Source organism: Limnohabitans sp. T6-20, from assembly GCF_003063505.1.
Lineage (GTDB): Bacteria > Pseudomonadota > Gammaproteobacteria > Burkholderiales > Burkholderiaceae_C > Limnohabitans_A.
Genome location: NZ_NERW01000002.1, coordinates 95,458 through 116,603, shown reverse-complemented (window position 1 = coordinate 116,603; position 21,146 = coordinate 95,458). Strand labels below are relative to the sequence as shown.

Sequence of the window (21,146 nt, the reverse complement as noted above, 5' to 3'; positions counted from 1 at the left end):
CCCGACAACAGGCTGACGCCTGCAGCCCCCAAAAAGCCAAGCCAGGTGCTTGGCTTTTTGCGTTTTATAGAGGTAATCCACACCTCAAATCCCTTTGCAAATGGGTTACGCTTTCGAAACTTTCATTTGATCCAGCGAGATAACAACAATGAGCGACAACCTCTCCCCCGCCGAACAAGCCCTGCGCGACGCCGCCCGTGACTACCACCGCTACCCGACACGCGGCAAGATTTCGGTCAACCCCACCAAGCCCATGTCCAACCAGCGCGACCTCTCGCTGGCCTACTCCCCTGGTGTGGCCTACCCGTGCCTCGACATTGCGGCCGACCCATCCAAAGCGCACGAATACACCTCGCGCGGCAACCTGGTGGCTGTGATCACCAACGGCACCGCCGTGCTGGGTCTGGGCGACATCGGCCCGCTGGCCAGCAAGCCCGTCATGGAAGGCAAAGGCGGTCTGTTCAAAAAATTCGCAGGCATCGACGTGTTTGACATCGAGCTGGCCGAGCGCGACCCGGACAAGCTGGTCGAGATCATCGCCAGCATGGAGCCCACGCTGGGCGGCATCAACCTCGAAGACATCAAGGCGCCCGAGTGCTTCTACATCGAGAAGAAGCTGCGCGAGCGCATGAACATTCCGGTCTTCCACGACGACCAGCACGGCACCGCGATCATCTCGGCCGCAGCCATGCTCAACGGTCTGGAGCTGGTGGGCAAAGACATCGGCGCAGTGAAAGTGGCCGTGTCGGGCGCAGGCGCTGCGGCCATTGCTTGTCTGGACGTGATGGTGGGCCTGGGCGTGAAGGTCAGCAACATCTTTGTGTGTGATTCCAAGGGCGTGATTTACGAAGGCCGCCCCGGTGGCTACGACGAGTCCAAAGCCCGCTACGCGCAAAAGACCGACGACCGCACTTTGGCCGACGCGGTCAAGGGCGCTGACGTGTTCCTGGGTTGCTCGGCTCCCGGCGTGATGACTGTGGACATGGTCAAGACCATGGCCGACAAGCCGATCATCCTGGCACTGGCCAACCCCGAGCCTGAGATTCGCCCCGAGCTGGCCAAGGCCGCTCGGCCAGACTGCATCATCGCCACCGGGCGCTCGGACTACCCGAACCAGGTGAACAACGTTCTCTGCTTCCCCTACATTTTCCGTGGCGCACTCGACTGCGGCGCCACCAAGATCACCGAAGCGATGAAGCTGGCCTGCGTGCGCCAGATCGCCGACCTGGCCAAGGCAGACATCAGCGAAGAAGTGGCCAGCGCCTACGCCGGGCAAGACCTGACCTTTGGCAGCGACTACCTGATTCCCAAACCGTTCGACTCTCGCCTGATCCTGCGCATCGCCCCCGCTGTGGCGCAAGCGGCCGCCGACTCCGGCGTGGCCGCCCGCCCCATCACCGACATGGAGGCCTACCGCCAACAGCTGCAGAGCTTCGTTTCGCAAACAGGCTTGTTGATGCGCCCCATCTTCAACGCCGCCAAGGCGGTGCCCAACGGTGCCAAGCGCGTGGCCTATGCCGATGGCGAAGACCAGCGCGCCTTGCGTGCCGCCCAAATGGCCATCGACGAGAAGCTGGCCCACCCGATCCTGATCGGTCGCCCCTCGGTGATCGCCGCCCGCATCGAAAAAGCCGGTCTGCGCATGCGCCTGGGGGTGGACGTGGACAACGTGAATCCCGAAGACGATCCACGTTTTCGCCAGTATTGGGAGCATTACCACCAGCTGATGAAACGCAATGGCGCGACGCCCGATGTGGCCAAAGCCGCCGTGCGCCGCTCCAACACCATCATCGGCTCGCTGATGGTGTCGCTGGGCGACGCCGACGCCATGATCTGCGGCCTGGCAGGCACCTACATGACGCACCTGGAGCGCATCGACAGCATTCTGGGCAAGCGTGCCGGTGTGAACAATTACGCTGCCGTCAACGCCCTGATGACCAACCAGGGCCCTCTGTTCATCACCGACACCTATGTCAATGAAGACCCCAGCGCCGAGCAACTGGCCGAAATCGCCGCCATGGCGGTGACAGAGATTCAGCGTTTTGGCATCGTGCCCAAGGTGGCCTTCTTGTCGCACTCCAGCTACGGCTCGTCCAAGCGGGCGTCCGCCCGCAAGATGCGCCTGGCGCGCGACCTGTTCGTGGCCCAGCACCCCGACATCGAGTGCGATGGCGAGTTGCACGGCGACGCCGCCCTGCAACCCGAGATCCGCAGCGCCTACCTGGAAGACAGCTCGCTGACCGGCTCGGCCAACCTGCTGGTCTGCCCGAACCTGGACGCGGCCAACATCCTGTACAACGTGCTCAAGACCACCACCAGCGGTGGGGTGACGGTGGGCCCGATCCTGATGGGCACCGCCGCCACGGCGCACATCCTGACGCCCGCAGCCACTGTGCGCCGGGTGCTGAACATGACTGCATTGGCCGCAGCAGGTGCCCACCACTGAGGTTCAGTGCCGCTCAAACGCCCTTTTTTGGTGCAATTCCATGTTTTTGGATGCACCTGAAAGGGGGGTTTCTAAGGGATGCACCTGACAAAGCTGTCAGAACCATGGTCGATAATGGCACCGATTTTGCTAGACAAGATTCACCGTTTATTTGACCCTGGAGCCCTTCATGAACAAGCGTTTCTTACTCAAGGCCACTGCCGTGCTGGCCGCCGCTGCCGCGTTTGGTACAGCACATGCCCAAACCACGCCCATCAAGTTCCAGTTGGACTGGCGTTTTGAGGGGCCCTCCGCTTTCTTCTTGCAGCCCGTGGCCAAGGGCCATTTCAAGGACGCCAAGCTGGATGTGACCGTGGATTCGGGCAACGGCTCGGGCGGCGCCGTCACCCGCGTGGCTTCGGGCACTTATGACCTGGGCTTTGCCGATCTGGCCGCGCTGATGGAGTTCCACGCCAACAACCCCGACGCCCCCAACAAGCCGGTGGCCGTGATGATGGTCTACAACGACACACCGGCTTCGGTGATGGCGCTGAAAAAATCCGGCATCAAAACGCCTGCTGATCTGTCTGGCAAAAAGCTGGGTGCGCCTGTGTTTGACGCCGGCCGCCGTGCCTTCCCGATCTTTGCCAAGGCCAACAACGTGAGCAACGTGGCCTGGACCGCCATGGACCCGCCACTGCGTGAAACCATGCTGGTGCGCGGCGATGTCGATGCCATCACCGGCTTCACCTTCACCTCGCTGCTCAACATCGAAGCGCGTGGCGTGAAAGCCGACGATGTGGTCGTGATGCAATACCCCGATTTCGGCGTCAAGCTGTATGGCAACGCCATCATCGCCTCGCCCAAGCTGATCAAGGAAAACCCCGCCGCCATCAAAGCCTTCCTGGCTGCTTTCACCAAGGGGGCCAAAGAAGTCATGGCCGACCCGGCCAAAGCCATTGAAACCGTCAAGGCCCGCGACGGCATCATCAACGTGGAACTCGAAACCCGCCGCCTGAAGCTGGCCATCGACACGGTGATCAACAGCCCCAACGCCCGCGCCGAAGGTTTTGGTCAGGTCAACGGCCCGCGCCTGAGCCTGATGGCCTCGCAAGTGTCCGACGCGTTCAACACCAAGACCCGCGTCAAAGCCACCGACATCTGGAACGGCGCTTTCCTGCCCACCGCCAAAGAGCTGGACATTCTGCCCAAAGGCAAGAAGTAAGGCGATCACTCGGCAGGCGGCATCACGCTCGCCTGCCGATGACATCACGCGGGCCTGTGCCTCCGGCTCGTGCGACACACCGGCCCGCCTGGCCTGTCGATGGTCGCCGTTGACTCTCACGTTCCAAGTCCCCTTCAAAGTTCACACCATGTCCCAAGACGCATTCGTCGATTTCCAGAATGTCTGGCTGGCCTACAACGACGAGTTGCTGGCGCAAAACCACTTCGCGGTGGAAGACATCAACCTGCAGGTCAAGCAAGGCGAGTTCATCGCCATCGTCGGGCCGTCGGGCTGCGGCAAATCGACCTTCATGAAGCTGACTACAGGCCTGAAAATGCCCAGCAAAGGCCGCATCCTGGTTGATGGTCAACCCGTCACCGGCCCGCTCAAGATCAGCGGCATGGCGTTTCAGGCTTCGTCGCTTTTGCCCTGGCGCACCACGCTCGACAACGTGCTGCTGCCGCTGGAGATCGTCGAGCCCTACCGCTCCAACTTCAAGCAAAAAAAGGCCGAGTATGTGGAGCGCGCCCGCAAGCTGCTGAACACGGTGGGCCTGGGTGGCTATGAAGACAAATTCCCCTGGCAACTGTCGGGCGGCATGCAGCAACGCGCCAGCATCTGCCGCGCCTTGATCCATGAGCCCAAAATGCTGCTGCTTGACGAGCCTTTTGGCGCACTCGACGCCTTCACCCGTGAAGAACTCTGGTGCATCTTGCGCGACCTGTGGACCGAGCAAAAGTTCAACGTGATTCTGGTCACCCACGACCTGCGCGAATCGGTGTTTCTGGCCGACACGGTCTATGTGATGAGCAAGAGCCCAGGCCGCTTTGTTGTCAAGCGCGAGATCGACCTGCCGCGCCCGCGTGATCTGGAGATCACCTACACCCCCGAGTTCACCAACATCGTGCACGAGCTGCGCGGCCACATCGGTGCCATGCGCAAGACCGGTGCGGCCATCAACCAATGAGCGGGAACAAGACCATGAACCAAAAAACCCTCGAACGCTGGGCCCCCTGGGCTTTGCTGGTGCTGAGCATCCTGATCTGGGAATTGCTGTGCCGTGCTTTCAACGTGTCGGAATTCGTCTTCCCCAGCCCCTCGCGCATCGCACAACAAACTGTGGAATACCGCGACGTGATCGCCGGTCACGCCTGGCGTACCTTCTGGGTGACCATGGTGGGCTTTGGCATCGCCATCGTGGTCGGCGTGTTGCTCGGATTTGTGATTGGCAGCTCGCGCTTGGCCTATGCCGCCGTGTACCCGCTCATGACCGCCTTCAACGCACTGCCCAAAGCCGCCTTTGTGCCCATCCTCGTGGTGTGGTTCGGCATCGGCATCGGCCCGGCCATCCTCACGGCTTTCCTCATCAGCTTCTTCCCGATCATGGTGAACATCGCCACCGGACTGGCCACACTGGAGCCTGAACTCGAAGATGTGCTGCGCGTGCTGGGTGCCAAACGCTGGGACGTGCTGGTCAAAGTCGGCCTGCCCCGCTCCATGCCTTACTTTTATGGCTCGCTCAAAGTCGCGATCACTCTGGCCTTTGTGGGCACCACGGTGTCCGAGATGACGGCATCGAACGAAGGCATTGGCTACCTGTTGATCTCGGCGGGCTCGGCCATGCAGATGGGCCTGGCTTTCTCGGGTCTGGTGGTGGTGGGGGCCATGGCCATGATCATGTACGAACTGTTCAGCGCGATCGAAAAGCACACCACTGGCTGGGCGCACCGCGGCTCGCAAGGTGAGTAAAGCGCATGCCGTGCGCAGCGTGATGCCATCGGCCAAGCCAAGAGGTTCGAAGCAATGACTTGGCTGGCCCGTCTGGATTTGGATTACACGCTGGAGTCCGAGCGCAGTGTGGCCCGTTATCTGCACCAAGGGCCACTGCGCATTTTGCAAAGCCTCTACCCCGAAGGCGATGCGGTCTGTCACAACGTGCTGGTGCACCCGCCCAGTGGCCTGGTGGGGGGCGACACACTCGACATGCAAGTCACCGTGGGCGCGGGTGCCCATGGCTTGGTCACCACGCCCGGGGCTACCCGCTTTTACCGGTCTGACGCAGGCTTGGCGACGCAGCAAGTGCATGCGCGGCTTGAATCTGGTGCGCGCCTGGAGTGGCTGCCACTTGAAGCCATTGCTTACAACGGCTGCGATGGTTTGAACCGTGCGGTGTTTGACTTGGCCCCCGGTGCAGAAATGATGACCTGGGACATCACCGCCTTGGGACTACCCGCCGCTGATTTGCCTTTCGCACAAGGCACATTCCGTCAGCACTTGGAGATTCCCGGCGTGTGGCTGGAGCGCGGCACCATCAGCGCCACCGACACGCGGCTGATGAACAGCCCGCTGGGCCTGGCCGGGCAGCGCTGCATGGCCACGCTGGTGTTTGCGGCGGGCAGCGCCATGGCCGACGAGCGCATCGAACGGGCACTGGCCTGCGCCCGCGACTTGCTCGAAGCCTCACCGCTGCGCCTGACGGCAGGGGCCACTTCACCGCACAAACAAGTCATCGTGCTGCGTGTGCTGTCACCTGTGACCGAGCCGGCCATGCAGTTACTGCGACAGGTGTGGGCCGCGTGGCGGCATGAAATGTGGGGCATGAGCGGCACGGTGCCGCGGTTGTGGAATCTGTGATTTCAACGCAGCGCATGTCGGGGCTAAAGCCACCGACCTACCCGAGATGTGTAGGTCGGCGGCTTTAGCCCCGACAAGTGAATGTGCCGCGTTGATGCTTGCGATGTGCCATCGCACCCGTTCAAATTGCCACCAACTGCTGGATGTTCTTCTCCTTCATCTCGCTCCCCGGCCCACGCGCAATCACTTCACCGCGCTCCATCACCAAATACTGGTCAGCCAGTTCTTCGGCAAAGTCGTAGTACTGCTCGCACAGCAACACGGCCATGCGCTGGCCTTGCAGGCCCACATCGGCCAGTTGCCGAATCACGCGACCAATGTCCTTGATGATGCTGGGCTGGATACCCTCGGTGGGTTCGTCCAGGATCAGCAAGCGCGGCTTGGCCGCAAGCGCTCGGGCAATGGCCAGTTGCTGTTGCTGGCCGCCTGAGAGGTCACCACCTCGGCGGTGCAGCATCTGCTTGAGCACGGGGAACAGCTCAAACAGCTCAGGCGGGATCGGTGTGCCGCCGGGCTGCGTGGCCAGTCCCATCAGCAGGTTGTCTTCGACCGTCAAGCGGGCAAATATCTCGCGGCCTTGCGGCACATAGCCAATGCCCGCTGCGGCGCGCTCATAAGGTTTGGCCTGGGTGATGTCATGCGCCGCCAGGGACACACTGCCGCTTTTGATAGGTACCAAACCCATGAGCGATTTGAGCAAGGTGGTTTTGCCCACACCATTGCGCCCCAGCAGCACAGTCACTTGGCCTTGCTCGGCCGAAAGACTCACGTCACGCAAGATGTGCGAGCCACCGTAATACTGGTGAATTTTTTGTACTTCAAGCATCTTTGAAATTTCCGTTCTGCCGGATACCTTGTGAGAGCGAGCCCCTGCTCGCGAATGTGTACCGTGGAAATTCAAAAATTCGGCCGCAGGGGCGGCCTCCCACAATGGTGCGCCGTATCATCAGCGCCCCAAATAAACTTCAATCACCCGCTCGTCGGCTTGCACCTGATCGAGTGTGCCCTGGGCCAGCACCGAGCCATCGCACAGCACAGTGACGATGTCCGAGATGGTGCGGATGAAGCTCATGTCATGCTCCACCACCATCAGCGAATGCTTGCCCTTGAGCGTCAAAAACAGCTCGGCGGTGCGTTCTGTTTCGTGGTCGGTCATACCGGCAACCGGTTCATCGAGCAACAGCAACTTGGGGTCTTGCATCAGCAACATGCCAATTTCCAGCCACTGCTTTTGACCATGGCTGAGCAGACCGCCCTGCTTGCTGACGCTGTCCGCCAAATGGATGGTGTGCAGCACTTCGGCCAGGCGGTCACTTTGGCGCGAATCGAGCTTGAAGAACATCGAAGCCTTGATGCCTTTGTTGGTCTTGAGTGCGAGCTCGAGGTTTTCAAACACGCTCAGGTGTTCAAAGACCGTGGGCTTCTGGAACTTGCGACCGATGCCCAACTGGGCAATTTCGGGTTCGTTGTAGCGCAGCAAATCGATGGTGCTGCCGAAGAACACGCTGCCTTCATCAGGACGGGTCTTGCCGGTGATGATGTCCATCATCGTGGTCTTGCCCGCGCCATTGGGGCCGATGATGCAACGCAGCTCACCGGGCGCAATGTCAAGCGACAGCTTGTTGATGGCCTTGAAGCCGTCAAAGCTCACGCTCACGTCTTCGAGGTACAGGATGCGGCCATGGGTCACATCGACCTCGTTGGCGTCTTGCACCACACGGCCATAGCCTGCGTTTCGACCACCAGATTCTGTCGATTCCACACGTTGCTGGGCTGAGCGCGCAACGCGCTCCGCGCCTTTTTTCAGCAGGTCGGGCGTCATGCGGCACCGCCTTTCTTGTTTTTGAGTTTGGTGATCAGACCGACCACGCCCTGGGGCAGATATAAAGTGACCGCAATGAACAGCGCCCCCAAAAAGTACAACCAAAACTCCGGCGCGGTCACGGTGAGCCAGCTCTTGGCCCCGTTAACCAGGAAAGCACCCACGATAGGACCGATCAGCGTGCCACGACCACCGACTGCGGCCCACACGGCAATTTCAATCGAGTTGGCAGCGCTCATCTCACCCGGATTGATGATGCCCACTTGCGGCACATACAAGGCCCCGGCAATGCCGCACATCACTGCAGAAATCACCCAGATGCTCAGCTTGTAAGGCAGTGGCGAATAGCCCGAGAACATCACACGCGTCTCGGCATCGCGGATCGCCATCAACACGCGACCGTACTTGCTGCCCACCAGCCAGCGCGAGAACAGATAAAAGCCCAGCAGCGTGACACCAGTGATGACAAACAGCACCATGCGCATGCCGGGCGTGGCAATCGGCAGGTCCAGAATGCGTTTGAAATCGGTGAAGCCGTTGTTACCGCCAAAGCCGGTTTCGTTGCGGAAGAACAGGAGCATGGCCGCATAGGTCATGGCCTGGGTGATGATGGAGAAATACACCCCTTTGATGCGCGAGCGGAACGCGAAGTAACCGAACACGAAGGCAATCAAGCCCGGTGCCAGCACGACCAGACACAGGGTAGCGATGAAGCTGTCCGACAACATCCAGTGCCAAGGCAGTTCCTTCCAGTCCAGAAAAACCATGAAGTCGGGCAAGTCGCTTTTGTAATTGCCGTCCTGGCCGATCTGGCGCATGAGGTACATGCCCATCACGTAGCCGCCCAAGGCAAAGAACAAGCCATGGCCCAGCGACAGGATGCCGGTGTAGCCCCAGATCAGGTCCATGGCCAACGCACAGATGGCGTAGCACATGATCTTGCCAATCAAAGCAATGGCGTAGTCGCTCAAGTGAAGGGCGCTGCCCACAGGCACCAACAGGTTGAACACCGGTGCCACAACACCGACGATGATCAGCGCCAGCAAGAACACCGACCAGGCTTTGCGCGTCAGCAAGGGCGCGGCTTGAGGGAGTTTGAAAGTTGTCATGGTCATGTCCATATTCACACTTCGGCGCTGCGACCCTTCATCGCGAAGATGCCTTGAGGCCGCTTCTGGATGAAGATGATGATGAACACCAGCACGCAGATCTTGGCCAGCACAGCGCCGGTCCAGCCTTCGAGCAACTTGTTGACCAGGCCCAGGCCCAACGCGGCATACACGGTGCCCGCCAGCTGGCCCACACCGCCCAGCACCACCACCATGAACGAGTCCACGATGTAGCTCTGGCCCAAGTCAGGGCCGACGTTGCCCACCTGACTCAAGGCACATCCGGCCAGACCGGCGATGCCCGAGCCCAGCGCAAAAGCGTAAGTGTCTATGCGGGCGGTGTTGACCCCCATGCAAGAAGCCATGGGGCGGTTTTGTGTGACGCCGCGCACAAACAGGCCCAGTCGCGTCTTGCCAATCAACAGGGCCATGCCCATCAGCACGGCAGCAGCAAAGACAATTATCAGCACACGGTTCCAGGGCAATTGCAAATTCGGCAGTAGCTGCAACGAGCCACTCATCCAAGAGGGGTTTTCCACACCCACGTTTTGTGCACCAAACAAGCTGCGCACACCTTGCATCAGCACCAGACTGATGCCCCAAGTGGCCAGCAGGGTTTCCAGAGGACGGCCATACAAGTGCTTGAGCACGGTTCGCTCCATCACCGCGCCCACCAGGGCCGACGTGATGAAAGCGACCGGAATCGCCACGGCCAAATAAGCGTCAAACGCGCCGGGCAGGTAATGGCGGAACAAGGCTTGCACCACATAGGTGGCGTAAGCACCGATCATCATCAACTCGCCATGCGCCATGTTGATCACACCCATCAAGCCATAGGTGATGGCCAGACCCAGTGCCACCAACAACAAGATAGAGCCCAGACTGGCACCCGTGAACAGCGCGCCCAAGCGCTCGCCCCAACGCAAGCTTTCTTGTACAGCGGCCAAGGAAGTTTGAATTTGTTTTTTAACCGAAGGCTCTTGCTCGTCAGCCAGCCGCTGGTTGAGCAACAAGAGCGTTTCGGGTTGTTTGCTGCCCGCCAGTTCGCGGGCGGCCAGCAAGCGGTCATTCGCGGCATCGCTGGTCAGCAACGCTGCTGCGCGGGCCTCGCGCACCAGGCTTTGCACAGTGGTATCTTTTTCGGCCGCCAAGGCTTTGTCGAGCAAGGGCCTGCGGCTGGCATCAGGTTCTTTGAGCAGCAACAAGGCCGCTTGCCTGCGCACCTTCACATCCGGACTGAACAACTTCAAGGCTGCGAGGGCCGTGTCGATCTCACCACGCAGGCGGTTGTTCAGCATCACATCTTCGGCGTCCTGGGGCACCGCCACCACTTGCCCTGTGACAGGGTCCAGGCCTTGACCGTCACGCACCACCAGCACTTGGTCTTTGGCGATCTTGACCACATCGTCGGCCAGCGCCTGCAGATAGGCTGCTGTTTTTTCATCCCCTTGGGTCAAGGCTTTGGAGAGTGCCTCAACACGAGCGTCGCTTTCACCGATGGCGATGCCCAAGGCTTCCTGCTGTGTGAGTGCGTGCGCAGCATGCATGCCGAATACGCCCCAACACAACAACAGCCACCATTTAATTGTCAGCTTCATTCTTTTTACTCCACAGAACCGCGTTCTGCGTCTTCGGTTCAACGCCTGTCACTCAGCCAGATGGGTCTTCACGGATAACGCCGCACATATCTGGCCGTTCATCGCTCAGTCCTGTTCAGACATCACAAAAAAGGGAGGGACTGCGCCCTCCCTTTTTCTTGGACGCTCAAAACCGATTACTTCTTGGCAGGCTCGTCAGGCTTGACGTCGTTGCCAGGGATGTAAGGGCTCCATGGCTTGGCTTTGACGGGACCAGGTGTTTTCCAGACCACGTTGAACTGGCCATCGGCCTTGATTTCACCGATGAACACCGACTTGTGCAGGTGGTGATTTTTCTCATCCATCTTGCTGGTGATGCCGCTTGGTGCCTTGAAGGTTTGACCTGCCATGGCAGCAATCACTTTGTCGGTTTCAGTGGACTTGGCTTTTTCAACCGCTTGCTTCCACATGTTGATGCCGATGTAAGTGGCTTCCATCGGATCATTGGTCAAAGGCTTGTCTTTGTGACCGGCAATGCCCTTGGCCTTGGCATAAGCCGACCACTTCTTGACGAACTCATCGTTGGCGGGGTTCTTGATCGACATGAAGTAGTTCCATGCCGCCAGGTGACCGACCAAAGGCTTGGTGTCCACACCGCGCAGCTCTTCCTCACCCACCGAGAAGGCCACAACGGGAACGTCTTTGGCTTTCAAGCCAGCGTTGCCCAGTTCTTTGTAGAAAGGCACGTTGGAGTCACCGTTGATGGTGGACACCACAGCAGTTTTGCCACCGGCAGAGAATTTCTTCACGTCAGCCACGATGGTTTGGTAATCTGAGTGACCAAACGGTGTGTACTTCTCATCGATGTCAGACTCTTTCACGCCTTTGCTTTTCAGGTAAGCGCGCAAGATTTTGTTGGTGGTGCGGGGGTACACATAGTCGGTGCCGAGCAAAACCCAGCGCTTGGCCGCGCCACCTTCTTTGCTCATCAAATAATCCACAGCAGGGATCGCTTGCTGGTTGGGTGCAGCGCCCGTGTAGAACACGTTTTTCGACAGCTCTTCACCTTCGTATTGCACGGGGTAGAACAGCAAGCCGTTCATTTCTTCCACAACCGGCAACACCGATTTGCGTGACACGGAAGTCCAGCAACCGAAAATCACGGAGACTTTGTCTTGACCGAGCAGCTGCTTGGTTTTTTCAGCGAACAGGGGCCAGTTCGATGCAGGGTCCACGATCACGGGCTCGAGCTTTTTGCCGAGTACGCCACCCTTGGCGTTGATTTCGTCGATGGCCATGAGCACGGTGTCTTTCAACACGGTCTCAGAAATGGCCATGGTGCCAGACAAGCTGTGCAGCACGCCCACCTTGATGGTGTCAGCGGCTAAGGCTTGCACCGAGATAGTCAAGCTGCCTGCGACCAAGGCTGCGGCTGTAGCGAGGGCTTTGAGATTGCCACGACGGTTCATCATGTGATCACTCCAATCAGGAAGTAAGTTGTTCAACAAAAAAGCGGAGCGCTTGCAACGCTGAGTCACTCATTGCAAACGCCGTGCCAGCTTCAAACACCTACGCGGCAGACACCCCATTGGCGTGTGTTTCCCCCAGAAGAAAACAAGGCCTCTATAAAAGGGCACGCTCTTTGCTTGATTCACACCATTCAATGCACCAACTCATTCAGAGCGCACCAAAATGGAACTTACTCCCCGTGAAAAAGACAAGCTGCTGATCTTCACAGCTGGCCTTTTGGCCGAGCGCCGCAAGGCCCGTGGCCTGAAACTCAACTACCCCGAAGCCATCGCGCTGATCAGCGCTGCAGTCATGGAAGGCGCACGGGATGGGAAGACAGTGGCTCAACTCATGAGCGAAGGCCGCACAGTTTTGACCCGTGCCGATGTGATGGATGGCATTGCCGAGATGATCCCCGACATTCAAGTCGAAGCGACTTTTCCCGACGGCACCAAATTGGTGACCGTGCACCAACCCATTGTTTGAACCGAAGGAAACGATCATGAAAAAATTTGCTTTACCGCTTTGCCTGAGCCTGAGCACATTGGGCAACGTCGTCTGGGCCCATGAAGGCCACGGGCTCGGCGGCACCCACTGGCACGCCACCGATGCGCTGGGTTTTGTGGTTGCGGCTGCGTTGGTGGCTTTGGCTGTTTACTTCGGCAAAAAGTGAGGCCAGCATGACCCCTGGTGAACTTTTGATTGACCCCGGGCACCATGCTCTGAATGTGGGCCGCCGAACCTGCACATTGGTGGTGCAAAACGCCAGCGACCGCCCCATTCAAGTGGGCTCGCATTACCACTTTGCAGAAACCAATGGCGGCCTGAGCTTTGACCGCGCTGCCGCGCGTGGCATGCGTTTGAACATTGCTTCAGGCACGGCCGTGCGCTTTGAGCCCGGCCAGCAACGCACAGTGGAGCTGGTGGACTACGCAGGCGACCGGGTGGTTTACGGCTTTCGGGGCTTAACCCAAGGCGCACTCGATGCTGCCAACGACAACGCACAGAAAGCAGACTGACATGGCCACCATCGACAAACGCGCTTACGCCGAAATGTTCGGCCCCACCGTGGGCGACCGCGTTCGCCTGGCCGACACCGCCTTGGTGATCGAGGTTGAGAAAGACTTCACGCTGCAAGCTGGGGGCTATGGCGAAGAGGTCAAGTTCGGCGGCGGCAAGACCATCCGCGATGGCATGTCGCAATCGCAGCGCACCAATGCCGCCCACGGAACGGGCCCCGAAGCGCCTGGTGCCATGGATTGCGTTCTGACCAACGCCCTCATCATCGACCATTGGGGCATCGTCAAGGCCGACATTGGCCTCAAGGGCAACCGCATCGCGGCGATTGGCAAAGCGGGCAACCCCGACACGCAACCGGGCGTCGACATCATCATCGGCCCCGGCACCGAGATCATCAGCTGCGAAGGCCTGATCGTGACCGCAGGCGGCATCGACTCGCACATCCATTTCATCGCGCCCCAGCAAATCGACGAGGCCCTGGCCAGCGGCGTGACCACCATGCTGGGCGGCGGCACCGGCCCAGCCACGGGCACATTTGCCACCACCTGCACACCCGGCCCCTTCAACATCGAACGCATGATGCAAGCGGCCGACGCCTTCCCGATGAACCTGGGCTTTCTGGGCAAGGGCAACGCCGCCCTGCCAGCCGCGCTGCACGAGCAGATCAACGCTGGGGCCATTGGCCTGAAATTGCACGAAGACTGGGGCACCACGCCAGCGGCCATCGACAACTGCCTGAGCGTGGCGGAAGAAACCGACACACAAGTGGCCATCCACACCGACACGCTGAACGAATCGGGCTTTGTGGAGGACACCGTGGCCGCATTCAAAGGCCGCACCATCCACACCTTCCACACCGAAGGTGCGGGCGGCGGGCATGCGCCAGACATTTTGAAAGTGGTGGGCGAGGCCAATGTGTTGCCGTCATCGACCAACCCGACCCGGCCCTACACCATCAACACGCTTGACGAGCATGTGGACATGCTGATGGTCTGCCACCACCTGGACCCTGCCATTGCCGAAGACCTGGCCTTTGCTGAGAGCCGCATCCGCAAGGAGACGATTGCGGCCGAAGACATCCTGCACGACCTGGGTGCCATCAGCATGATGAGCAGCGACAGCCAGGCCATGGGCCGGGTGGGCGAGGTCATCATCCGCACCTGGCAGACGGCGCACAAAATGAAGCAGCAGCGCGGCAGCCTGCCCGGCGACACCGACCGTCACGACAACGCCCGCGTCAAACGCTACATCGCCAAGTACACAATCAACCCTGCGATTGCGCACGGTATGAGCCACGAAGTGGGCAGCATCGAAGCGGGCAAATGGGCCGACCTGGTGATCTGGAAACCGGCGTTTTTTGGCGTGAAACCCGCGCTCATACTCAAAGGCGGCTTCATCGCGGTGGCGGCCATGGGCGATCCGAATGCGTCCATCCCTACGCCGCAGCCTGTGCACTACCGCCCCATGTTTGGCAGCTTTGGCGGCGCGCTCACGCGCAATTCACTCACCTTTGTGTCGCAAGCCGGTTTGCAAGCGGGCATCGGTGCGCGGTATGGCCTGGCCAAAACCTTGTCGGCTGTTAAGAACATCCGCCAGGTCGGCAAACGCGACATGATTCACAATGACTACGCGCCCCGCATGGAAGTCGATGCACAAACCTACGCGGTGCGCGCCGACGGCCAGCTGCTGGTGTGCGAACCCGCCACCAGTCTGCCCATGACGCAACGCTACTTTTTGTTTTGATGATCCTCTGCTCCAAACTCATGCCGCAAGGGCGCGGCCTCGCCCGGGTGCTGGTACAACGCGCCAGCACCATCGCCCTGGATTGGGACGTTCGTCAGAAAAGCCGCTTTGACGCCACCGACAGCCAGGGGCGGGCCCTGGGGGTGTTCTTGCCGCGTGGCACCGTGGTGCGTGGCGGCGATGTGCTGGTGGCCGAAGACGGCTCGCTCATTCGCGTGGAGGCCGCGCCGCAAGCGGTGCTGCGCATCACAGCCTGCACAGAGCACGGATCGCCCTTTGACCTGACCCGCGCCGCCTACCACCTGGGCAACCGCCATGTGCCGATTGAGCTCCAACCCGATCACCTGAAGATCGAACCCGACCATGTGCTGGCCGACATGCTGCGCGCCATGCACATGACCGTGGTGGAGGTGTCTGAGCCCTTCGAGCCTGAAAGCGGTGCCTATGGCGACCACGGTGGACATGCTGGACACGCACATGGGCACAACCACGATCACGGGCACAGCCATGCGCATGCGGGCCATGAACACGCCGCCAACACCACGCAGCATGTGCACGGCCCCGACTGCCAGCACGAACATGCGGCCCCGGCAGCCACGCCGGTGGCGGGCAAACGCATCGCCGCCATCCCAATCAGCTCAGCCCCTGCTGAACCCCATGTACACGGCCCTGGCTGTAACCATGAGCACTGACACCGCGCCGTCTGGCCTGCTGCAACTGATCTGGCTCGCATCGCCTGCGCTCCCGATCGGTGGCTTCTCGTATTCCGAAGGACTGGAGGCCGCTATCGAGCAAGGCTTGGTGCACAACGAGCAAAGTGCCACCGACTGGGTAGTGGACCAGCTGCACCTGACGCAGTCCCGCTGTGACATGGCGGTGCTGGCGCAAGCCATTCCCGCCTGGCAAGTTATGGACACCCAGCGCCTGCAAGCGCTGAACGACTGGGTCATGGCCACCCGCGAAACCGCCGAAATGCGCTTGCAAGCGGAGCAGATGGGCCGCTCGCTGCTCGACTGGCTGCGCAATTTGCAGCAAGCCAGCGACGTACAGCTGCAATGCTGCGCCCAACTGCCCCCGACTTACCCGCTGACCATGGCGCTGGCTTTGTCTCTTGCGCAAGCCCCGCTGGACCAAGCCCTGCAAGCCTGTGCCTTTGGCTGGGCCGAAAACATGACCCAAGCTGCGCTCAAGGCCGTGCCCTTGGGCCAAAGCGCAGGCCAGCGCATGTTGGCACGGCTGGCACGAGAAATCCCACAGGCAGTGCAAACCGCCCTGCACTTGAACGACGAAGACCGACAAGCCTTCAACCCCATGCTGGCCATCTTGTCGTCCCGCCACGAAACCCAATACTCCCGAATCTTCCGATCATGAGCACATCTTTTTCCGCACTGCACCACATCCCCAACCGCAGCAAAAAACTACCACCCCTGCGCGTGGGCATCGGCGGGCCTGTAGGCTCCGGCAAAACCACGCTGCTCGAGATGCTGTGTAAAAACATGCGCGAGCGCTGGGACCTGATCGCCATCACCAACGACATCTACACCAAAGAAGACCAGCGCCTGCTCACCGTGAGCGGTGCGCTGCCAGCGGACCGCATCATGGGTGTTGAAACCGGCGGCTGCCCACACACCGCCATCCGCGAAGACGCCTCCATCAACCTCGAAGCCATTGACCGCATGTTGGAGAAGTTTCCGAACGCCGATGTGGTTTTCATCGAAAGCGGCGGCGACAACCTGGCCGCCACCTTCAGCCCCGAATTGAGTGACCTAACGATTTATGTGATCGATGTAGCCGCAGGTGAAAAAATCCCGCGCAAAGGCGGCCCCGGCATCACCAAAAGCGATTTGTTTGTGATCAACAAGACCGATTTGGCCCCCCATGTGGGTGCCGACCTGAACGTGATGCGCGCCGACACCGACCGCATGCGCCCCAACCCCGAAACCCGTCCCTGGGTGATGACCAACCTCAAAACGCTCGATGGTTTGGCAGAAGTGATCGCATTTATTGAGAAACGAGGCATGCTGGGCCATGCTTGAACAGCTTTGGTCTGGGGGAACGCCAAACCAAGGCTTTAAATCGTTACAATCTCACCCCAAGGAAGCGTGGCAGAGTGGTCGATTGCACCGGTCTTGAAAACCGGCGACTCGAAAGGGTCCGTGAGTTCGAATCTCACCGCTTCCGCCAGACACACCCCATGCAAAACGCCCCTTGAAAGGGGCGTTTTGCATGGGGAAACCCAATCAGACCTTGCCCACCAACATCGCCTCCACCAACTCCTGCACTGCCAGCGCTTCTTCTGCTGTCGCGAGCTTGTGGGGCTTGCCTTGTAACCACAGATCGACTTCGCTCAGTTGACGTTGCAAAGCGCTGGTACGCGGATCTTCGGTGGTCCAGTCGAGCGCCTCCTGCCATGGCCCACCGTCTGAACGCCACAGTTGGTAAAACTCTCTGAACTGGTGGTTCATGCGGCTGCCGCGCACCGTGACTTCTTGCCGGTCGGGCTGCTGCCCCCCAGTGGTGGCCATCACCGTCACGGGTTTGCCGTCTGCTGTGGTCAACCGGGCCAACATGTCCAGCTCGCACAGCGTGCGGTCTTGAGGATAACGTGGCAGGGCCTCTTGCAGAGTCAACGGCCCCAAAAAGCGCCCTGCCAAAAACAGGAAGTGTGAAATCACCTCGCGTGTGTAACCGCCTTCGTGGCGCAAGCGCAGCCAATCGGCGTCTTTTTGCCAAGCACGTGGCCAAGCGGGGTAATTCACCACGATGTCGATGCCCAAAATCTCGCCCGTTTCACCGGCGTTGATGGCCCGGTGCAGTTCGTCGAAACCCCGCGATGCCGCTTGGGTGAAGTTGACAACACCCGGCAAACGGGCCTGACTCAACTTTGCAACCAGATCGCGACTTTGCGCGTTGTCGGTGCCCAAGGGTTTTTCCATGAAAACGCCCTGCCCAGCGGCAGCGGCTTGCAAGGCATAGGTTTTGCGGGGGCCTGGTGGGCAAGCCAAATAAACCACATCGGCACCGGCCATGGTGGCTTCAGCGCTGGATTGGACGGTCACGCCCGGCATGGCCTCCAGCGTTTTGGCTAGCGATTGGGGAGACGGGTCCCACACACCCGAGACCTCAAAAGCCGGGTGTTGCAACGCGTTTTCCAGCATGCGTCGGCCCATGATGCCAAGTCCGATGATGGCCAATCGATGTGTCATGTTTGTTTCCTTTTACCGAAGCTTAACCATTCATTAACCCGACCCATTTAACTATTGATAGAAATTCGATAAAATCATATTTATGGAAAAAATCAACAGTCCCTTTGTGTCGGCCTACCTGCGATTTTTGCAGCTCGCCAAGGTCATCCAGGCTTTGCCCGATGGCATGGAAATGGACGCGAACGAAAAAGCCTTGTTGCAGGCCGTGGTTTTGCGCTGGTATGAGAACAAGCCCATGACCGTCCGAGAAGCGATTGGCTTGGCCGAATTGGGCTCCCCAGCCACACTGCACAAGCGCATCACGCGTTTGCGTGAAAAAGACATGCTGAGCACATTGAACCTGGAAGGCGATCGCCGGGCCAAGTTCCTGATCCCAACACAACGGACATTGGACTATTTCAATGACCTCGGGCAATCCATGCAACAGGCACATCAAAACCTGGCAGCATGAAAATCGCTATTCAAGAAGCTATCGAAACGAGCGCACTGACCCTTGGCAGTGCGGTTTTGTTTGCAAGCTTCTTTCAGTTCAACGGGTGGCTGTTTGCGGACTTGGTGTACCGCGAAGGCGTCAATTGGGTGTTTTTACCTGCGGGCTTTCGGGTCATTTTGGTATTGATCCTGGGTCTGCCTGGCGCCATGGGCATCATGCTGGGAACTTGGTTCCTGGACCGGGATTCCCTGGGCACCAGCAGCATGTGGCTGGCACTCGTGAATGGCGTGGTTTCAGGATTCACACCCTTGTGGGTTCTGAAAGTCCTTAACCGCGGCAAACGCACACAGCACCTGCTGCAAGACATGACTGCCCAGCGCCTGCTCAACTTCACCCTGATTTTTGCGGCGGCCAGTGCGGTGGCACATCACCTGGTCTGGTTGCTGCTGGAGCGCGCCGATGTGAACATCTGGGTCGATGTGTGGCCGATGTTCATTGGGGATGCCATTGGCGCGTTGCTGATGCTCTATGGCTTCAAGTTGCTGCTGTCGCGCATCAAAATCAAACGCCATTAAAGCCCCATGACCGGGGCAGCCTAATCCGCCTCAGACAAAAACAAGGCTTGCAAATCGCTCAAGAAATCGAAGCCTTTCTCGGTTGGCCAAACCCGGTGCAGGTCGCGCCCCACCAAGCCCAATTTTTCTGCCTCTTGCAAACCCTGCTGAATGCTGGTCATGGCCAGGCCTGTGCGGTCCACGTAATCGGCCAAAGCAAAACCATCGCGCAGGCGCAGGGCATTCAGCATGAACTCAAAGGGCAACTCCTGGCGTGACACCTCGGTGCTCTGCGTGACGGGCTCGCCCTTGAGGGCTTGTTGCATGTAAAGCGCAGGCTCCCGGTAACGCACCTGCCGCACCACGCGGTGGGCAAAACTGAGCTTGCTGTGTGCACCGGCCCCAATGCCCAGGTAGTCGCCAAATTGCCAATAGTTCAGGTTGTGGGCGCACTGATGACCGGGCTTGGCATAGGCAGAGACCTCGTAGCGGTTCAGCCCCACCGACGCCGTCAGCTCGGTGATGCGGTCCATCATCTCGTAGGCCAGGTCGTCCTCAGGCAAGGCGGGCGGAAACTTGGCAAACACGGTGTTGGGCTCGATCGTCAGGTGGTAGATCGAGATGTGCGGCGGCGCAAAGGCCAGCGCGGTCTGAATGTCTTGCGTCAGGCCTTCGAGCGTTTGGCCCGGCAAGGCGTACATCAGGTCCAGATTGAAGGTGTCAAACACCTGAGCGGCCTCGGTCACGGCAGCCAAGGCTTGGTCACGGTCGTGCACACGGCCCAGCGCTTTCAGGTGCGCATTGTCAAAACTCTGCACGCCAATCGACAAGCGGGTGATGCCGGCTTGCCTGAACGCTTTGAAACGGTCTTTTTCAAAGGTGCCGGGGTTGGCCTCCATCGTCACTTCGGCATCGGGTGCCAGACGCACGCGGGCGCGGAGGCCCGAAACCAGGCGGTCAATCGCCTCTGGCGAAAACAGGCTCGGCGTGCCCCCACCCAAAAACACGGTCTGGATGCTGCGGCCCCAGATCAGCGGCAAGCTCGCTTCCAGGTCGGCGAACAGCGCGTTGATGTAGGCGTCTTGCGTCGACACCGGATCTGCACCCTCACGGAACTCATGCGAGTTGAAGTCGCAATACGGGCACTTTTTGATACACCAAGGCAGATGCACATAGAGAGACAGGGGCGGCAAGGCGCTCAATTGCAACACGCCAGGGCGCATGGCGTGCACCGGGTCCATCATCGGGTTCATGTTGGGCTCATGCGGCAGAACCGTCCATCCAGCGCTCACGCATCAGGGCCAGCATGGCTTGCGCAGCACGGCCCCGGTGGCTGTTGGCGTTTTTCAACTCGGGGGGCAACTCGGCAAAGGTCTTGCCAAATTCGGGCAGGCACATCACCGGGTCAAAACCAAAACCGTTGGTGCCCCGGCGCTCGGGCGTGATTTGCACCACCACTCGGCCCACCGCAATCAACGGCTCCGGGTCGTCGGCGCTGCGCACCGCCACCAGCGTGCTGACCATGGCGGCGCGGCGGTTGGCAATGCCCTGCATCTGCTCCAGCAAAGCGGTGACGTTGGTGTCATCGCCCTTGGGGTAGCCAAAGCGGGTGGCGTAGTAGGCTGTGTCCACACCGGGCTGGCCGCCAAAAGCATCCACACACAGGCCCGCGTCATCGGCCAGGGCGGGCATGCCGCTCAGCTGGGCCGCATGGCGGGCTTTGGCCAAGGCGTTTTCAACAAAGGTCTTGAACGGCTCGGCGGCTTCGGGAATGTTCAGCTCGGACTGGCGCACCAGCGTCAGGTTCAGCGGCGCAAACAGGGTTTGCAACTCGGCCAGTTTGCCCGCGTTGTTGGAGGCGAGAACGATTTTCATGTGTGCCATGGCCC

At 59.9% G+C, this 21,146-nt stretch carries 22 protein-coding genes and 1 tRNA gene; 15 read left to right on the top strand and 8 right to left on the bottom strand.

Going from position 1 to position 21,146, the window contains the following annotated elements:
* The first annotated feature begins 148 nt into the window (after positions 1 to 148).
* The 5 genes from B9Z33_RS06800 to B9Z33_RS06780 all read left to right on the top strand — a co-directional run bounded on the left by B9Z33_RS06800 (position 149) and on the right by B9Z33_RS06780 (position 6,284).
* Positions 149 to 2,446, top strand: a complete 2,298-nt coding sequence (locus B9Z33_RS06800) for an NADP-dependent malic enzyme (protein ID WP_108286291.1) — start codon at positions 149 to 151, stop codon at positions 2,444 to 2,446.
* Positions 2,447 to 2,615: 169 nt separating this feature from the next.
* Positions 2,616 to 3,650: an ABC transporter substrate-binding protein gene (locus tag B9Z33_RS06795; RefSeq protein WP_108286290.1), complete on the top strand. Its 1,035-nt coding sequence runs from the start codon at positions 2,616 to 2,618 to the stop codon at positions 3,648 to 3,650.
* Between the two features lie 148 nt (positions 3,651 to 3,798).
* Positions 3,799 to 4,617 carry an ABC transporter ATP-binding protein gene (locus B9Z33_RS06790; RefSeq protein ID WP_108286289.1) on the top strand — a complete coding sequence of 273 codons (819 nt, stop codon included), beginning with the start codon at positions 3,799 to 3,801 and terminating at the stop codon, positions 4,615 to 4,617.
* Between the two features lie 14 nt (positions 4,618 to 4,631).
* Positions 4,632 to 5,399, top strand: a complete 768-nt coding sequence (locus B9Z33_RS06785) for an ABC transporter permease (RefSeq protein WP_108286288.1) — start codon at positions 4,632 to 4,634, stop codon at positions 5,397 to 5,399.
* A gap of 54 nt (positions 5,400 to 5,453) precedes the next feature.
* Complete coding sequence (locus B9Z33_RS06780) at positions 5,454 to 6,284, top strand: urease accessory protein UreD (RefSeq protein ID WP_108286287.1); 831 nt, start codon at positions 5,454 to 5,456, stop codon at positions 6,282 to 6,284.
* 121 nt (positions 6,285 to 6,405) lie between these two features.
* Here the strand turns inward: B9Z33_RS06780 and urtE are convergent, their stop codons facing one another.
* The 5 genes from urtE to urtA form a co-directional block, all read right to left on the bottom strand.
* A complete protein-coding gene (gene urtE / locus B9Z33_RS06775) occupies positions 6,406 to 7,110 on the bottom strand; it encodes an urea ABC transporter ATP-binding subunit UrtE (RefSeq protein WP_108286286.1) in 705 nt (234 codons plus the stop codon).
* A 120-nt stretch (positions 7,111 to 7,230) separates the two neighbouring features.
* Entirely contained in the window at positions 7,231 to 8,106 is an 876-nt protein-coding gene (gene urtD, locus B9Z33_RS06770) for an urea ABC transporter ATP-binding protein UrtD (protein ID WP_108286285.1), read from the bottom strand.
* Entirely contained in the window at positions 8,103 to 9,215 is a 1,113-nt protein-coding gene (gene urtC, locus B9Z33_RS06765; RefSeq protein WP_369916567.1) for an urea ABC transporter permease subunit UrtC, read from the bottom strand. The genes urtD and urtC overlap by 4 nt, the downstream gene beginning before the upstream one ends.
* Before the next feature lie 14 nt (positions 9,216 to 9,229).
* Positions 9,230 to 10,813 (bottom strand): urea ABC transporter permease subunit UrtB, encoded by a 1,584-nt coding sequence (urtB, locus tag B9Z33_RS06760; protein ID WP_108286284.1) that lies wholly within the window; start codon positions 10,811 to 10,813, stop codon positions 9,230 to 9,232.
* A 176-nt stretch (positions 10,814 to 10,989) separates the two neighbouring features.
* On the bottom strand, positions 10,990 to 12,261 hold the full coding sequence (gene urtA, locus B9Z33_RS06755; protein ID WP_108287028.1) for an urea ABC transporter substrate-binding protein: 1,272 nt from the start codon (positions 12,259 to 12,261) through the stop codon (positions 10,990 to 10,992).
* A gap of 223 nt (positions 12,262 to 12,484) precedes the next feature.
* On the opposite strand from urtA, the gene ureA reads away from it, so the two are divergent.
* The 8 genes from ureA (at position 12,485) to B9Z33_RS06720 (ending at position 17,248) form a co-directional block, all read left to right on the top strand.
* Positions 12,485 to 12,787 (top strand): urease subunit gamma, encoded by a 303-nt coding sequence (ureA, locus tag B9Z33_RS06750; RefSeq protein WP_090138429.1) that lies wholly within the window; start codon positions 12,485 to 12,487, stop codon positions 12,785 to 12,787.
* A 16-nt stretch (positions 12,788 to 12,803) separates the two neighbouring features.
* Positions 12,804 to 12,974: a hypothetical protein gene (locus B9Z33_RS15525; RefSeq protein WP_158270190.1), complete on the top strand. Its 171-nt coding sequence runs from the start codon at positions 12,804 to 12,806 to the stop codon at positions 12,972 to 12,974.
* 7 nt (positions 12,975 to 12,981) lie between these two features.
* Positions 12,982 to 13,320: an urease subunit beta gene (locus B9Z33_RS06745; RefSeq protein ID WP_108286283.1), complete on the top strand. Its 339-nt coding sequence runs from the start codon at positions 12,982 to 12,984 to the stop codon at positions 13,318 to 13,320.
* A gap of 1 nt (position 13,321) precedes the next feature.
* Positions 13,322 to 15,064, top strand: coding sequence for an urease subunit alpha (gene ureC / locus B9Z33_RS06740; protein ID WP_108286282.1), 1,743 nt, complete (start codon positions 13,322 to 13,324; stop codon positions 15,062 to 15,064).
* Positions 15,064 to 15,756 carry an urease accessory protein UreE gene (gene ureE, locus B9Z33_RS06735; protein WP_108286281.1) on the top strand — a complete coding sequence of 231 codons (693 nt, stop codon included), beginning with the start codon at positions 15,064 to 15,066 and terminating at the stop codon, positions 15,754 to 15,756. Before ureC ends, ureE begins: the two co-directional genes overlap by 1 nt.
* Positions 15,746 to 16,435 (top strand): urease accessory protein UreF, encoded by a 690-nt coding sequence (locus B9Z33_RS06730; protein ID WP_108286280.1) that lies wholly within the window; start codon positions 15,746 to 15,748, stop codon positions 16,433 to 16,435. The genes ureE and B9Z33_RS06730 overlap by 11 nt, the downstream gene beginning before the upstream one ends.
* Positions 16,432 to 17,100 (top strand): urease accessory protein UreG, encoded by a 669-nt coding sequence (gene ureG / locus B9Z33_RS06725; protein ID WP_108286279.1) that lies wholly within the window; start codon positions 16,432 to 16,434, stop codon positions 17,098 to 17,100. Before B9Z33_RS06730 ends, ureG begins: the two co-directional genes overlap by 4 nt.
* 60 nt (positions 17,101 to 17,160) lie before the next feature.
* Positions 17,161 to 17,248 (top strand) — tRNA-Ser (locus B9Z33_RS06720).
* 56 nt (positions 17,249 to 17,304) lie between these two features.
* Here B9Z33_RS06720 and B9Z33_RS06715 read toward each other — a convergent pair.
* Positions 17,305 to 18,270 (bottom strand): Gfo/Idh/MocA family protein, encoded by a 966-nt coding sequence (locus B9Z33_RS06715; RefSeq protein WP_108286278.1) that lies wholly within the window; start codon positions 18,268 to 18,270, stop codon positions 17,305 to 17,307.
* Positions 18,271 to 18,352: 82 nt separating this feature from the next.
* On the opposite strand from B9Z33_RS06715, the gene B9Z33_RS06710 reads away from it, so the two are divergent.
* Both B9Z33_RS06710 and B9Z33_RS06705 read left to right on the top strand, forming a co-directional pair.
* Positions 18,353 to 18,721 carry a hypothetical protein gene (locus B9Z33_RS06710; protein ID WP_108286277.1) on the top strand — a complete coding sequence of 123 codons (369 nt, stop codon included), beginning with the start codon at positions 18,353 to 18,355 and terminating at the stop codon, positions 18,719 to 18,721.
* Positions 18,718 to 19,278, top strand: a complete 561-nt coding sequence (locus B9Z33_RS06705) for a hypothetical protein (RefSeq protein ID WP_108286276.1) — start codon at positions 18,718 to 18,720, stop codon at positions 19,276 to 19,278. The genes B9Z33_RS06710 and B9Z33_RS06705 overlap by 4 nt, the downstream gene beginning before the upstream one ends.
* Before the next feature lie 20 nt (positions 19,279 to 19,298).
* Here B9Z33_RS06705 and hemW read toward each other — a convergent pair whose 3' ends face one another.
* A complete protein-coding gene (hemW, locus tag B9Z33_RS06700) occupies positions 19,299 to 20,501 on the bottom strand; it encodes a radical SAM family heme chaperone HemW (RefSeq protein ID WP_108287027.1) in 1,203 nt (400 codons plus the stop codon).
* Between the two features lie 16 nt (positions 20,502 to 20,517).
* On the bottom strand, positions 20,518 to 21,132 hold the full coding sequence (gene rdgB / locus B9Z33_RS06695) for an RdgB/HAM1 family non-canonical purine NTP pyrophosphatase (protein ID WP_108287026.1): 615 nt from the start codon (positions 21,130 to 21,132) through the stop codon (positions 20,518 to 20,520).
* Positions 21,133 to 21,146 lie beyond the last annotated feature (14 nt).